Source organism: Saccharopolyspora sp., from assembly GCF_017434145.1.
Lineage (GTDB): Bacteria > Actinomycetota > Actinomycetes > Mycobacteriales > Pseudonocardiaceae > Saccharopolyspora_C > Saccharopolyspora_C galaxeae.
Window position 1 is genome coordinate 1 of record NZ_JAFRFW010000800.1, and the last position, 13,237, is coordinate 13,237.

The window sequence follows — 13,237 nt, forward strand, 5'->3', positions numbered from 1 at the left end:
CGGGCCGCGCGGCCCGCCCACGGTCAGACCAGGTAGCCGACGCCGCCGTAGGCGTTGGCCAGCGCCGCCTCGTCCTCGTCGATCGTCCGGTCCGGCCGCCACAGCGGCGACAACGTCAGGCCCGGATCGGCCAGCCGGTACCCGTCGAACAGCGACTCGATGTCCACGCGGTTGCGCCACGCCACCGGGGTCGGGGTCCGGGCCATCACCTCGTGCGCGACCCGCACCTGCTCGTCGGTGGCCGAGACCTGCGAGATGTGCGAGATCGCCAGCCAGCTGCCCGCTGGGCTCGCGGCCCGGTAGCGGGCCACCAGCTGCCTGGCCTCGGCGTCGTCCGGCACGAACGGCAGGATGGCGATCGCCAGCACCGCCAGCGGGCGGCCGAAGTCCAGCATGTCCGCGACGCCGGGCGCGGCCAGCACGCTGTCCACGTCGCGCACGTCGGCCTGCGTGATCGTCACGTTCGGCTTGCCTTCGAGCATCCGCCTGGCGTGCGCCACCGCGACCGGTTCGTGGTCGACGTAGGCGACGCGAGCGCGCGGGTTCGACCAGTGCGCGATCTCGTGCACGTTGCCGACGGTGGGGATGCCCGAACCGAGGTCGAGGAACTGGTCGATGCCCTGCGCGAGCAGGAACCGCACCGCCCGCCCCAGGAAGGCCCGGTTCGCCTGCGCGTAGGTCGCCGACTGCGGCAGCACGCGCAGCGCGTCGTCGGCGGCATCCCGATCGACCGCGAAGTGCGCCGAACCGCCCAGGTAGTAGTCGTACATCCGCGCGGAGTTGGGCCGGTCGGTGTCCGGCACCTCCGGCAGCGTGGTGAACCGCTCTCGATCACTCTCGACCATGCTGTTGATGGTGCAACAACGGGCGGTCGATGACCATGGGTAGTCGCGCCCGCCGCCCGCCCGCCGTGCGTTGGGGAACGGACCGCCGGTTCCACTCCGGTCGGCCGAACGGCCCGTTCACCCCTGGTTGAACTGCGGCCCCGCGTCCACTAGGGACGGTCGTTGCGGACGAATTCGGCGAGGTCGGCGGATTGCTGCACCCGCGACGGCTCGTGCACGTACATCATGTGGCCCGCGTCGTAGTAGCGGACCTCGATGTTCTCCCGCAGCTCTTCCGGAATCGGCAGCCGCGCGAGCACGTGCTCGGCCGCGAAGTACGGCGTGGCGCCATCGGTGTAGCCGGCACCGACGTGCACCCGCAGGTGCGGGTTGGCGCGCATCGCCGAACCCAGCCTGTCCACGACCGATACTGCGGCGCCCTCGAACTCCTTGTACGACCACGGCTGCACGCGGCTGGTGAGCAGCTCGTACGGCAGGTCGTTGACGTACTCCAGCTCTTCGCGCACGTAGTGGTTGATCGCCGCCGAGTAGGCACCGATGATGCCGGACACGCTCGGGTCGTCGGTGAACCGTTCGCCCGCCGCGTCGGCTTCCCACCCGAGGAAGCGCCCGTCCATTCGGCCGACCGTGCGGCGCTGGTCGCGCAGCAGCTCGGTGAAGAACCGCAGGTGCTCGATGCGCAGGTCGACGCGGTCCACGTAGTCCTCGGACAGGCCGGTGAGTTCCGCGGTGCGCCGCACGATGTCCGCGCGTTCGGCCGCGGACAGCCGCGCGCCCCGCGCCAGCGCCCACGCGTAGTCGCCGGAGGCGAACTTCTCCGCTTCGTCCAGCACTTCGCGAAGCGGGCGGTCGCCGTGCTTGCCGTGGTGGTGCGCGATGGCGGCGTAGGTCGGCAGGTACAGCCAGTACGGCAGATCGTTGCCTTCTGTGAACCGGATAGTGCCCATGTCCAGCACCGACGAGATCAGCAGCAGTCCGTTGAGGTACAGCCCGTGCCGGTCCTGCAGGTGCTCGGCGAGCGCCGCGGCGCGCAGCGTGCCGTAGGACTCACCGGCGAGGTACTTCGGCGACATCCACCGCCCGTTGCGCGAGGTCCACAACCGGATGATCTCGCCGACGGATTCGATGTCGGCCTTGTAGCCGTGGAAACCGCCGGGGTCGCCGCCTTCGACGGCGCGGGAGAAACCGGTGGAGACCGGGTCGATGAACACCAGGTCGCTGTGCGCCAGCAGCGTCTGCTCGTTGTCGGCCAGCCCGTACGGCGGGGCTGCGGTCGAGCCCGCATCGCCGGAGAGCACCCGGCGCGGTCCGAGCACCCCGAGGTGCAGCCACACGCTGGCCGATCCGGGCCCGCCGTTGAACGCGAACGTCACCGGGCGCGGTTCGGCGCTGTCGGCGACGTAGGAGGTCAGGAAGACCTCGGCCTTCGGCTTGTGCCCTTCGAACTTGCCGTCGGTGTAGACCTCTTCGCGCAGCACGATGCGGCCGGTGGTGGCCGTGTAGGGCAGCTCCGCGCCGTTGGCGGTGATCGTGTGGTGCGTGCTGACGAGGTCGTCGACCGGCTCGGCCGGGGTGTTCGCGGGGGCCTGTTCGGAGTCGCCGGGTTTCGTTTCGCTGGCTGCCATATCCGCACCCTACGTGCCGCGTACCGCAGCTCCGCGGTGTTTCTGCCACCGTGGGCTGGTGATCTCCGAACTGATCGAGCATCCCGTCGAAGACCCCGCCACCGCGGCCGCAGGCACCACCGCGATCGGCGAGCTGGACGAGCGGGTCGCCCGCTGCACGGCCTGCCCGCGGCTGGTCGAGTGGCGCGAACGGGTCGCGCGGGAGAAGCGGGCGGCGTTCCGCGACGAGACCTACTGGGGCCGTCCGGTTCCGGGTTTCGGACCGCCGGACGCGGCGATCTCGATCGTCGGTCTCGCCCCCGCCGCGCACGGCGCGAACCGCACCGGCCGGATGTTCACCGGTGACCGTTCCGGCGATGTGCTCTACCAGGCGATGTACGACGTCGGCCTCGCATCGCAGCCGCACGCCTACGGCCTCGGCGACGGTTTGACGTTGTACGGCACCAGAATCACGTCGCCGGTGCACTGCGCGCCGCCCGCGAACAAGCCCACCACCGGTGAGCGCGACACGTGCCGCAGCTGGCTTTCCCACGAGTTCGTGCTGCTGCGGAACACGCTGCGAGTCGTCGTGGTGCTGGGCGGTTTCGGCTGGCAGGCCCTGCTGCCGGTACTGCGCGACGCGGTGTGGCAGGTGCCCTCGCCGCAGCCGAAGTTCGGCCACGCTGCGCACGCCGAACTACCCGCCACCGACGGCGGAGCGGACCTGCACCTGCTCGGCTGCTACCACGTCAGCCAGCAGAACACCTTCACCGGCAAGCTCACTCCGGCGATGCTGCGGGAGGTCCTGGAGCAGGCGAAGGGCCTGGCAGGCGTGAAGTGACCTTCGCTCGGGCATAACGCTTGCCGTTATGAACGCCGAACGTTTACCAAGTCGTGTGCCATCCGTCGCCGACAAGGAGACCGAGCGCGGGATGGCAACGGCGTCGTTCGTAGGTTCTTGCCTCGAACGTCCAGCGGGCTATGCGTAAGCTCGCCGTCCTTTGACGGTCAGCCGCGTTCCTGACTTACTCACCGGTCGTGCCGTCGATGAGTTCTCGCGCCACGTCCAGTTGCCCTACGTGACGCGCGTACTCCTGGAGAAGGTGGAACAAGATTCTCCCCAGAGATGGGGCTTGCTCTGGATCGTGGAACCGGCCGCCGATGTCGGCCCGATCGTCGAGAGTCGCCTCAGAGACCAGTGTCCGCGAGCGTTCGACTTCGTCGCGGTACGCGGTCAGGACCGCAGTCGTGGACTCCGACGTTGCCGCCCACCCCGACTCGTCGCCGCCGGGAAGGTAGGGGGGCACGTCTTCGGCTGCGAACCCCCACCTGAGCCAGCGCCGTTCGACCATGCCGAGATGCTTGATGAGTTGCAGTGGCGACCACCCCAGCGGTTCCACAGGGGTTCTCATTTGTGCTTCTGACAGCCCGGAAATCTTGCGAAGGAGCCGGTCGCGATACCAGTCGAGGTAGCCGATGAGCAGGTGATGAGTGTTCCGCGTCGTGGCGAGAGGATCGCCCATCTCGCCGAGAAGGGCCGGGGGATCGGGTTGGTTGGTTGCCTCCATGTTCGTGAACTTAGCTAGAGCGGCAGACAGCCGAGCCGACACAACATCGGAACTGCATGCTGCGAAGCGTGCTGCGGCAGGCGAAGGAGCCGGCGGGGCTGAGGTGACGCCGGACCCCTAGCGCCGGGACGGTGCTGGAGGTGGTGGCGGTCGAGCTTGCGCGAGGATGTCGAATGCCGCTTGCGCTGTCGGTCGGCTTGCACAACCCGATGAGACCGACCGCGACCGGTTACCGCAGGTAGGTCCGGTCCTGGAAGTCGTCATCCCCGGTGTCGTCCGCCTGAAACCGAGGTGGTGGGGCAGTCTTGGCGTCTTCCCCCGGAGTCGCCACGTGTCCGGTTCCGGCCTTCATCAGGTGCTGGAACTGCCCGAACTGGTCACCCAGCAGCGGTTCGGCGACCTCGTCGAGCTGCTCGGCGGCGTTGCGGGTCGCTTCCCGAATCGTCGACAAGATCGTCTTCTGGAGCACCACGTGCGACTGGCGAGCCGCTTGTGCGTCCAACTGGAGGTCCAGCACTGCACCCGAGGATGCCGCGGTGACAGTTACCGAGCGATCCGCGCTGGTCGCCGTGCCGCGCACGTTCTCCACGGCGGATTGCAGCTCGTCGGCCTTCGCGGCCTGTTCTTGCACGTTGCGCATCAGCTGTTCCATGCGCTCGGAGATCTCGGACATCGATGATCTTCCCCCGTTCTTCTCGAATCACCGAGCGAGAGCCTCGACGATTTGCTTGGCGTGCCAGCTCCCGATGTTCGGCGGCCATGCGCTCAAGACGACCCACGAACCATCCGTGAAACGGATTTCCAACCGTGCTCGCGCCAAGAGCCGAGGACGGCGGCGAGCCATCGCGACCGCATCCCGAGACGCCGTCCACAGCACGCTCATCGGACCGCCTGACTCCCGTTGCCCCAGCAGCAGGAGACGTCGGTCGGAAACGGCCAGGTATGATTCCCGGACCTCTTTGGTGCTCTGTTGAACGGCGCGAGCGGCGGATCCACCCCGTCCTTCGCAGGTGCGCCCGCCGAACCACGATTCGGGGAAGTCCCTCGGACCCGCGGGGCCGGCGCCGAAGAGTGCGAACGGAGCGAGCAGTGCTCGGACCACTCCGCGCCGCGGGCGGCTTCTCCCCTCCGCGCGCTTGACGGCTGCACCCGCCCGGCCCGCGACCTCGCCGAGCTTGTCGTGCACCCGGTCGGCATCCGGTTCCGCGCCGCGAGACCCGCGGGTTACTCCGTAAGCCACCGTCGCCGGGCTCAATGCCAGCAGCGTTTCCTGGTTCTGCAGCGCTCGCTGAGCGGCGTCACCGTGGATCTTGAATGCGTTCAACAGCGGCATGGTCACTGACCTTGGTTCGGTTGCGGATTGATCTCGCCGGAACTGGATTGAGCGTACTTGTAGACGTCCTTGCCGATGTTCGCTCCGAGCCCGGCCGCGCCGCCCGGAACCGGCTCGCCGATCGCCTGCCCGAGCGGTATCCGGGCCGGCGCCGTGTAGGCGGATTTCCCACCGCGCGCCAGGAGACCTTCGCGGCTGAACAGACTGGTCGACTTCTTCAGGTCCTTGAGTTCCTCGAAGCCCCGCTTGTAGGTGTCCAGGCCCCGCTTGAGCTGCTTCATCAGGTCATGCAGCCGGTCCATCAGCTTTGCCAGCTTTTCGACGATCTTCATGACCCGGGAGAACGCGCGCGCCGCGTTGGCAGCTGCCGCGGCTGCCCCCGCTGCCATCGACGCCCCTGCGCTGATCACGGCCAGAGCCAGGCTGATCAGCAGGTCCGCGATCAGGAACATGAGCAGGTCGACGAGGATGTCCAGGATCAGGTTCGCGGCTTCGGCGCACCCTTGGGCGGCCTGCACGAGCAGCTCGGAGGTGTCGTCGAGGTTCTTGGCGACTTCGTCGAGGGTCGTGCCGATCTGTTCGAGCTTGGCGCCGAAGGCGTCGGACGCCGCACCCTTCCAGTGCTGCCGGGTCTGCGCGCCGTCCGACCGCTGCTGCGAGGTGATCTCGCGGGTGCGCGAGGCGGCGTCGCGCCAAACTTCGGCCGCCCGCACCAGATCGTCCGGATCTCCGGAGACCATCTCGATGACCTCGATGAACGGATCCGCCAAGGGCCGCACGATTGATCGGACCTCGCCGGGAAGTCCGTTGAGCAGGCTCTCCAGCTGGTTATTGACCTCGATCTTGCCTGGAGCGGTCATCGCAGCCGGCCCCCTAGTCCAGCTCGTCGATGAGCTGGGCGAACTCGGCGACGAGCATGGTGTCGATCTGCTCGTACACCTCGCGGCAGCCGGCGACTAGACCGCCGAGGTCGCGCATCGCGTCGGCGCAGGCGCCCAGGCTCTCCAAACTGGACTGAACTCGCTGTTCGTAGCCGTCGAAGATCTCACCGCTGCCCGGCATCAAACCGAAGCTCTCGCGGCCGACGCTGGCTTGCTCGAGCTTCTGCACGATCTTGTCGAAGTCCGCGGCATGCCGCTGCGAGGCGCGGTCGAACTCGGTAAGCGCTCCCAAGTCGACGTCGATCTGCTGACCTTCCATGGATCCCCCTTGTCCGTCAGCCGCGTAACAATCACCCGTGCGAGTGATGTTGCAGTCTAGGGCGGCCTTGCACCGGACGTCCGGCCTTCCACGAGTTCGGCTCTTCGGTTACCTCCCGAGCTGGTCTCGATCGGCTTCAGGTAGCGGCGTGAGCAAGCGAAACAGCAGCGGCGACGCGGCGGTGCAAACGCTTTCCGGCTCGTCGGCGACGGTGCGTGTCGGCCGCGAACAGGCCAGTCGCGATTGCAAGATCAGTAGGATCGTGCTGCGCGGGATATCCGCGAGGGGATGCCGGGAGGCGGTCGGTGGAAATCTTCGCTGATCGACGCATCGAGATTCGCGCATTGCCGGAGTTGGGGATGTGACGAACAGCAAATCTCCTCGGCGGTTCGCGGAATCCGTTTGAAATGTCCCGGGCGCCGGGCTCGTCCGGCACACGGACCGCCGGTGATCGCCGGGCGGTAACCCCGTCGCGATTGTCCGAGTGCGCATCGAGTTCCTGTTCCGCAGCGTTGCTGAATCGTGTCGAGCAGCGGCGGAAAGTCGTCATAGCGGCGGTTCGGCCGAAGGTGCTGCGGTGAGTTGGCACGGCAGCTGCAAAAGTCGGTAGGGTGGCCGCACCGACACCCCTCGAGCAGCGTTGCGGCTCGCCTTTCGATGAGCACCGAGCGCATGCGCGCGCGCACGATCCGTGATGCGTGATCACCGCCACGCGCGACTGGCGTCACATTAAGGGGGTGTGCGAGCCATGTCGCGCTTCAGTGGTGCGACCATAGCGGCATGGCTGGTAAATCCGAACCCACCCGGATTCTCATCCTCGGCGGCGGCTATGTCGGCATGTACACGGCGCTGCAGCTTCAGTCGAAGCTCGGGCGCCGGGAAGCTTCCGTCACCGTGGTCGACCCTCAGCCGCACATGACCTACCAGCCCTTCCTGCCGGAAGCGGCCGCGGGCTCGGTCGAGCCTCGCCACGTGGTAGCGCCACTGCGACGAGTCCTGAAGCGGTGCCACGTGATCACCGCAGGCGTCACCGAGATCAACCACGCCGACAAGGCCGTGACGATCGAGAACCCGCAGACCGGTGCCGAAACGCTGCACTACGACCAGCTGGTCGTCGCGCTCGGCTCGGTGCCCCGGCTGTTGCCCATCCCCGGCCTGGCCGAGCAGGGCATCAGCCTGAAAACCGTCGGCGAAGCCCTCTACCTGCGCAACCACGTGCTGGCGAAGATGGACGCCGCGGCCAACACCTCCGACGAGGAGATGCGTTCCCGGCTGCTGACGTTCACGTTCGTCGGCGGCGGCTTCGCGGGCGCGGAAGCGCTCGCCGAGCTGGAGGACATGGCCCGGTACGCGACGCGCTACTACGAGAACATCTCGCGCGACGACATGCGGTGGATCCTCGTCGAAGCCGCAGGCCGGGTGATGCCCGAGGTCAGCGAGAAGATGGGCGTCTACGTCGTCAAGGCGCTGGAAGAGCGCGGCATCCAGGTCTACCTGAACACCTTCCTGAAGACCGTCGAGAACGGGCACGCGGTGCTGTCCGACGGCACCGAGTTCGACACCGACACGCTGGTGTGGAACGCGGGTGTGAAGGCGAACCCGGTGCTGAAGGACTCCGACCTGCCGCTGGACGAACGGGGCCGGGTCAAGGCGACCGCGCACCTGCAGGCGGAAGGACTGCCGGACGTGTGGGTCGCCGGTGACTGCTCGGCGGTGCCGGACCTGTCCAAGACCGACGACGACCCGTCCGCGACCTGCGCGCCGTCCGCGCAGCACGCGGTGCGCCAGGCCGATCAGCTCGGCAAGAACCTGCTGGCCAGCCTGCGCGGCAAGCGGACGAAGGAGTACCACCACAAGTACGCCGGTTCGGTCGCCGGGCTGGGGCTGTACAAGGGTGTGGCCGACGTCTACGGCTTCAAGGCCAAGGGGTTCGTCGCGTGGTTCATGCACCGCACGTACCACGTGAGCCGGATGCCCACGTTCAACCGCAAGCTGCGGATCATCGTGGACTGGACGCTGGCGTTCCTGTTCCGCAGGGAGGCCGTGTCGATGGGCCAGATCCAGGACCCGAAGGCCGATTTCGAGCGCGCCGCGGCGAGCTAAGTTACCGGCGAGTGTTCGCTGGGTAGCGGCATTGGCGCTCTCGTGATGGGACTGCTCCGCGCAGGCGATCAGGTGACCCGCTACTCTTGACATTGAGTAGCGGGGAACCGAAAACTGTACGGGCATCGTCACCTGAAAGGATGCCGCGGTCCCGGAAGGGGTTGAAACCTTTGACGCTCCAGGAGCTTGCCGCTCTGCTGCGCAGCGGAGAGGTCCAGGACGGTCCGCTGGCCGACTTCGCGGCCGAATACCGCGCCGCGTCCGAGGTGTTCCGCAAGAAGGACGACTGAGTCCGGATGCCCGCCGCGCGGGCGCCGGGCGCACTCGCTGATTCGCGGTATCGCAGGAGGCTGGGGTTGATGAGCGAGGGGGCGGACGATCTCGCGCGCCCCTTTCCGCCCGCGCACGACTTCCGGCCGGGCCCGTTGCTGCTGCAGGGCCAGGACTACTTCTTCCGCTCCGACGACGCGAGCCTCGACTTCCAGGAGCGGATGCACCGCGCCGACCTCGTCGACGAGGGCGACGGCGACCCCACCCCGTGCGTGCTGGTGCTGGCGCGCGCGGCGGACATGGAGATGAACGAGCTGTCGCTGGCGCTGGCCGAACGGGACATCCGGATGGTGCGGATCGACGCGGACCGGTGCCTGGAGGTCGCGCTCACCGTCTACACCGACAACCCGCTGATCGAGTTCGAGCGCTGGCTGCTGCGCCCGATCCTGGTGTGGCGCAGGCACTTCGACATCACCGCGCTGCCGGTCGACCCGACCACCGTGCACGGCGCCTACGTCCGCGAGCAGTGGCGCGCGGTGTCCGGCTGGTTGTCCGGGCGCACCGACTGGGAGCAGATCAACCCGGTGCGCTCCAGCTCGCACCTGGACCGGTTGACGCAGCTGCGGGACGCGGCGGCGTTCGGCTTGCGGGTGCCGCGGACGACCGTGACGACGCTGCCCGGCCGCAACCGGCCCGGCGGGGACAACTGCATCGTCAAAACCGCCGGGCATCACCTGCTGGAGCCGGAACCCGGTGCGTTGCGCGGGCTTTTCCCGCGACCGCTGGACATCCGCCGCTCCACCGAGGGGCGCGAACCCGCGCCGGTGTTGGTCCAGCAGTACCTCGAGGCGGACCACGAGATCCGCGCGTTCGTCGTCGGCGAGCGGGTGATCGCCTACCGGGTGGACAAGCTCGATCCCGCGCAGCTGTGGGTCGATCCGGATTCCGTGGTGGTGGAGCGGGTCGAGCTGCCCAGCGATCTGATCACCAAGCTGCTGGCGCTGTGCCGCTACTGGCGGCTGGACGTGGCCGCGGTCGACTTGCTCGCGGTGCGCGGTGAGCACGTGTTCCTGGAGGTCAACGTCAACTGCGACTGGCGCTGGTTCGAGCACCGGGCGCAGGACGGGGCGGTCTCCGCGGCGGTGCACTCGTGGGTCGCCGAGCGGTTCGAGTACCTCTCCGCCGCGGCACCGTTACCGGGGTGGAGCCGGTGAGCCCACCCGCCCGTCGCGCGTTGATCGTGCAGCCACCGGTTGCTCTGCACGGCGGTTTTCGATCAGCCGGAACCGCGGGCACGCTCGATGCGTCCCACCCGGCGGCCCCGCCGTTCACCTGACGGCAGCGCGCGGCCGAGCCCCCGTAGCCCAATTGGCAGAGGCAGACGACTTAAACTCGTCCGAGTGTCGGTTCGACCCCGACCGGGGGCACCCTCCCTGTCCCGCAGGCGCGCGGAATTCGCATCGTTCCCGCTGCGCAGCGGGGATCACCAAGGCGCCGGACGCCGGATTCCGCTCAGCGGGGCCAGATCCGGGTAGGGGTGGCGGCGCACTGGACGTCGAAGATCACTTCCTCGTCCTCGTCGGTTTTGGTGGAGCAGATGAGCACGTCGATCGACTCGGTGTCTCCGGGCACGGTGTATCTCGCGACGCCGATGCCCGTGTCCCCGTCGATCGGCTCCGCGCTTCCCTCGCCCCCGCCGTTGTGGAAGGACCGGTGCGTGACCGAACCGCCGGGTTGCCGGGCATCGACGTAGAGCCGGGTGCCGAGGTAGTTCGCGACGTTGTCGAAGACGTCCCCGGACACTTCCAGCTCGCCGTCCGTGGTGCGGGTGATGGTGCCTTCGGCGTAGGCGCCGTCGACGTTCTCACTGGTCGACCAGCCGGCCGCCGGGCCGCGCTGGACCAGCAGCGCGATGGCCCCGATGATCAACCCGAGCAGGAACGCACCGAGCGGGCGCATCGTGCGGCGTGCGGACGCGGCCCGTCGCCCCGCGCTGCGGGTGAGGATGACGGCGGCGAACAGCCCGGTGGCCGGCACGGGCAGGATGCGGGTGACCAGCAGGCCGAAGCCGTCGGCCGGGATGTTCACGAACAGGTAGCCGACGAGGACCAGCGGCAGCACCGTCGCGGCGCGCAAGATCGAGCGCTTCGGCGTCTTCGGCACCGACTCCGGCCGGGCCGGGACTTGCCGGTGGTCGGTGAGCGCCTCGGCGACCATGCCCAGCACGACGATGGCGCCCATCAGCACCAGGCCGACGAGTCGCCAGCCGTGCGAACCGGCGGCATCTGAATAGATCAGCAGCAGCGTGGCCAGCAGCAATGTCGCACTCAGCGGAATCAGGGCCTGCTCCCGCGGGCGCGCGGCCGGTTCCTCGTGGAGGGCGATGACCGGATCCTCGTCCGGCAGCGGGATGCGGGGCTGGCTCGCGGCTTTGACCCTGCGGAACTGCCGGATGGACAACAGCAGCGACGCGATGCCGATGAACGCCGAAACGACCGACGCGATCTTGTCCCAGGCGTCGAGCAGGTTTGACATTCGATCAAGTTTGGCGGATCGATCACGCGGTGTGATCCGCCGTAAGCCTGGTGATTAGATGCCGATCGCGGGGCTCGGCCGCGCAGAACCGATCCGTTTCCGACCAACGCCACGGCGCGGGTGCGATCCGCGTAGTCTCGTGATCGCCGGAAGTCGGCGCGCGTGCCCGCTCGGGGCGGACCGGCGCCGGGCGCCCGGCGAGGCCACGTGGTGTGGCGTGCCGCTGACGAAACCCCCAGTCACGTCAGCGGCACACCGCCCGCCAGCCGGCTGCTGCCCGGAGTCACCGCGGAGGAATGTGCGCCTGGCTCCTCCCGGCGCAGCCCGTGTGCGAAAGCATGGCAGTCATCGGCGCCCGGTTGGGTCTGCCCGGCACCGGTGAACGCGGAAATGCCTGCGCAACATGGCGCATCGGATTTTCCGGTCCGGATCCGGACCGGAGGAGGACGGAGATGACGGACCGGCGGACGGGTTCTTCGGCATCGGGTGCGGGATCGCGAGCGCTGTTCGCGGAACGGTTCGCGCTGCTTTACGTAACCGCCGGTGATCCGCCGTTGCCGCGGGTCGCCGACGCCGACGACCGCACCCGCACGCTGGACGAGCGGGGCCGCCCGATCCGCGCGATGGCGCAGCGGATCAGCGACTGGCGCCGCGGCCGCAACGTGCCCGCCCGGTTCGCCGCATTGTCGGTCGTGCTGGAGATCCTGATCGGCGAAGCCCGCAAGCAGCGGGCGCAGCCGCCGGTGGAGGGCCTCTACGACGTGCAGGCGTGGCGGCGGCTCTGGGAACAGGCGCTGGCCACCCCCACCTCGTCCGAGCCGTCCGCGGACCAGCCGCCCGCGGACGAGGCACCGAGCTCCGCCGAGCCGCCCGCGGAAGACTCCGGGCTGTGCCCGTACCGCGGGCTGGCCGCCTTCCAGGAGGCCGACTCCGCGTGGTTCTTCGGCCGCGAGCGCAGCACCGGAACGCTGGTCGACCGGCTCGGGATGGCCGCCGAGGAAGGCGGCATCACCATGCTCGTCGGCGCCTCCGGGGCGGGGAAGTCGTCGTTGCTGCGCGCCGGGCTGATCCCGGCGATCGCCGCGGGCGCGCTGCCGGAGCAGGGCTCGGCGTCCTGGCCGGTGCGCACCGTGACACCGGGCGACGATCCGCTGAAAGTGCTGATCAGCCTGGTTCCGGAGCTGGGTGCGCTGCTCGGCGAAGTCGAGCAGGTGCCGGCGGGCGCCGACGAGGAGTTCCGCTTCGCCGAGGCGGTCCGCGACGCCGTGTCCGGACACCTGCGCGCCCAGCAGGGCGACGAGGCGCGGCTCGTGCTGGTCGTGGACCAGTTCGAGGAAACCTTCACGATGTGCCCGGACGACGCCACCCGAGCGTTGTTCGTGCAGGCCCTGCACGCCATGTGCACCACCGGGAACGCGCCGGGCCTGGTGGTGCTCGGACTGCGCGCGGACTTCTACGGGCGGTGCCTGGACTTCCCGGAGCTGGCCGAGGCGCTGCAGAACCGGCAGATGGTGCTCAGCGCGATGACGCTGGCCGAGTTGCGCAAAGCGATCACCGGTCCGGCCAAGGCCACCGGGCTGCAGATCGAGTCCGGCCTGGTGGACGTGCTGCTGCGGGACCTGGGGGCGGGCATCGGCCGTTCCTACGGCAAGCCGGGGCAGCGGGCCTACGACGCGGGTGCGCTGCCGCTGCTTTCGCACGCGCTGCTGGTGACCTGGCAGCGCAGGCAGAGCGGCCGGCTCACGATCGCCGGCTACCGCGCGGCGGGCGGCATCCAGA

At 68.9% G+C, this 13,237-nt stretch carries 13 protein-coding genes and 1 tRNA gene; 6 read left to right on the top strand and 8 right to left on the bottom strand.

What is annotated here, in order from left to right:
- Positions 1-23: 23 nt before the first annotated feature.
- Together IJH84_RS21690 and IJH84_RS21695 are read right to left on the bottom strand one after the other, a co-directional pair.
- Complete coding sequence (locus IJH84_RS21690; protein WP_200069277.1) at positions 24-845, bottom strand: SAM-dependent methyltransferase; 822 nt, start codon at positions 843-845, stop codon at positions 24-26.
- 149 nt (positions 846-994) lie between these two features.
- The gene (locus IJH84_RS21695; protein WP_295148307.1) at positions 995-2,470 is read right to left on the bottom strand and encodes a peptidase S10; all 1,476 of its coding nucleotides are present in this window, start codon (positions 2,468-2,470) and stop codon (positions 995-997) included.
- A 61-nt stretch (positions 2,471-2,531) separates the two neighbouring features.
- Between IJH84_RS21695 and IJH84_RS21700 the strand changes: the two genes are divergently transcribed.
- Positions 2,532-3,290, top strand: coding sequence for a uracil-DNA glycosylase (locus IJH84_RS21700; RefSeq protein ID WP_200069414.1), 759 nt, complete (start codon positions 2,532-2,534; stop codon positions 3,288-3,290).
- A gap of 184 nt (positions 3,291-3,474) precedes the next feature.
- On the opposite strand, the gene IJH84_RS21705 is transcribed toward IJH84_RS21700, so the two are convergent.
- The 5 genes from IJH84_RS21705 to IJH84_RS21725 all read right to left on the bottom strand — a co-directional run bounded on the left by IJH84_RS21705 (position 3,475) and on the right by IJH84_RS21725 (position 6,550).
- Positions 3,475-4,017 carry a DinB family protein gene (locus IJH84_RS21705; protein WP_295148310.1) on the bottom strand — a complete coding sequence of 181 codons (543 nt, stop codon included), beginning with the start codon at positions 4,015-4,017 and terminating at the stop codon, positions 3,475-3,477.
- 229 nt (positions 4,018-4,246) lie between these two features.
- Complete coding sequence (locus tag IJH84_RS21710) at positions 4,247-4,690, bottom strand: YbaB/EbfC family nucleoid-associated protein (RefSeq protein WP_295148312.1); 444 nt, start codon at positions 4,688-4,690, stop codon at positions 4,247-4,249.
- A gap of 27 nt (positions 4,691-4,717) precedes the next feature.
- Entirely contained in the window at positions 4,718-5,350 is a 633-nt protein-coding gene (locus tag IJH84_RS21715) for a hypothetical protein (RefSeq protein WP_295148313.1), read from the bottom strand.
- A 2-nt stretch (positions 5,351-5,352) separates the two neighbouring features.
- Positions 5,353-6,210 (bottom strand): WXG100 family type VII secretion target, encoded by an 858-nt coding sequence (locus tag IJH84_RS21720; protein ID WP_200069280.1) that lies wholly within the window; start codon positions 6,208-6,210, stop codon positions 5,353-5,355.
- Between the two features lie 13 nt (positions 6,211-6,223).
- Positions 6,224-6,550 (bottom strand): hypothetical protein, encoded by a 327-nt coding sequence (locus tag IJH84_RS21725; protein WP_200069281.1) that lies wholly within the window; start codon positions 6,548-6,550, stop codon positions 6,224-6,226.
- 148 nt (positions 6,551-6,698) lie between these two features.
- Here IJH84_RS21725 and IJH84_RS21730 point away from each other — a divergent pair, with 148 nt between their 5' ends.
- The 4 genes from IJH84_RS21730 (at position 6,699) to IJH84_RS21745 (ending at position 10,350) form a co-directional block, all read left to right on the top strand.
- A complete protein-coding gene (locus tag IJH84_RS21730) occupies positions 6,699-6,872 on the top strand; it encodes a hypothetical protein (protein ID WP_295148317.1) in 174 nt (57 codons plus the stop codon).
- Between the two features lie 458 nt (positions 6,873-7,330).
- Entirely contained in the window at positions 7,331-8,653 is a 1,323-nt protein-coding gene (locus tag IJH84_RS21735; RefSeq protein ID WP_295148320.1) for an NAD(P)/FAD-dependent oxidoreductase, read from the top strand.
- A 359-nt stretch (positions 8,654-9,012) separates the two neighbouring features.
- Positions 9,013-10,137 (top strand): hypothetical protein, encoded by a 1,125-nt coding sequence (locus tag IJH84_RS21740; RefSeq protein WP_295148324.1) that lies wholly within the window; start codon positions 9,013-9,015, stop codon positions 10,135-10,137.
- A 139-nt stretch (positions 10,138-10,276) separates the two neighbouring features.
- A tRNA-Leu gene (locus tag IJH84_RS21745) sits at positions 10,277-10,350 on the top strand.
- Positions 10,351-10,435: 85 nt separating this feature from the next.
- Here the strand turns inward: IJH84_RS21745 and IJH84_RS21750 are convergent.
- Complete coding sequence (locus IJH84_RS21750; RefSeq protein ID WP_295148328.1) at positions 10,436-11,458, bottom strand: hypothetical protein; 1,023 nt, start codon at positions 11,456-11,458, stop codon at positions 10,436-10,438.
- A gap of 452 nt (positions 11,459-11,910) precedes the next feature.
- On the opposite strand from IJH84_RS21750, the gene IJH84_RS21755 reads away from it, so the two are divergent.
- Positions 11,911-13,237, top strand: a 1,327-nt coding sequence (locus tag IJH84_RS21755) for an ATP-binding protein (protein ID WP_295148331.1), incomplete at its 3' end; no start/stop codon positions are given.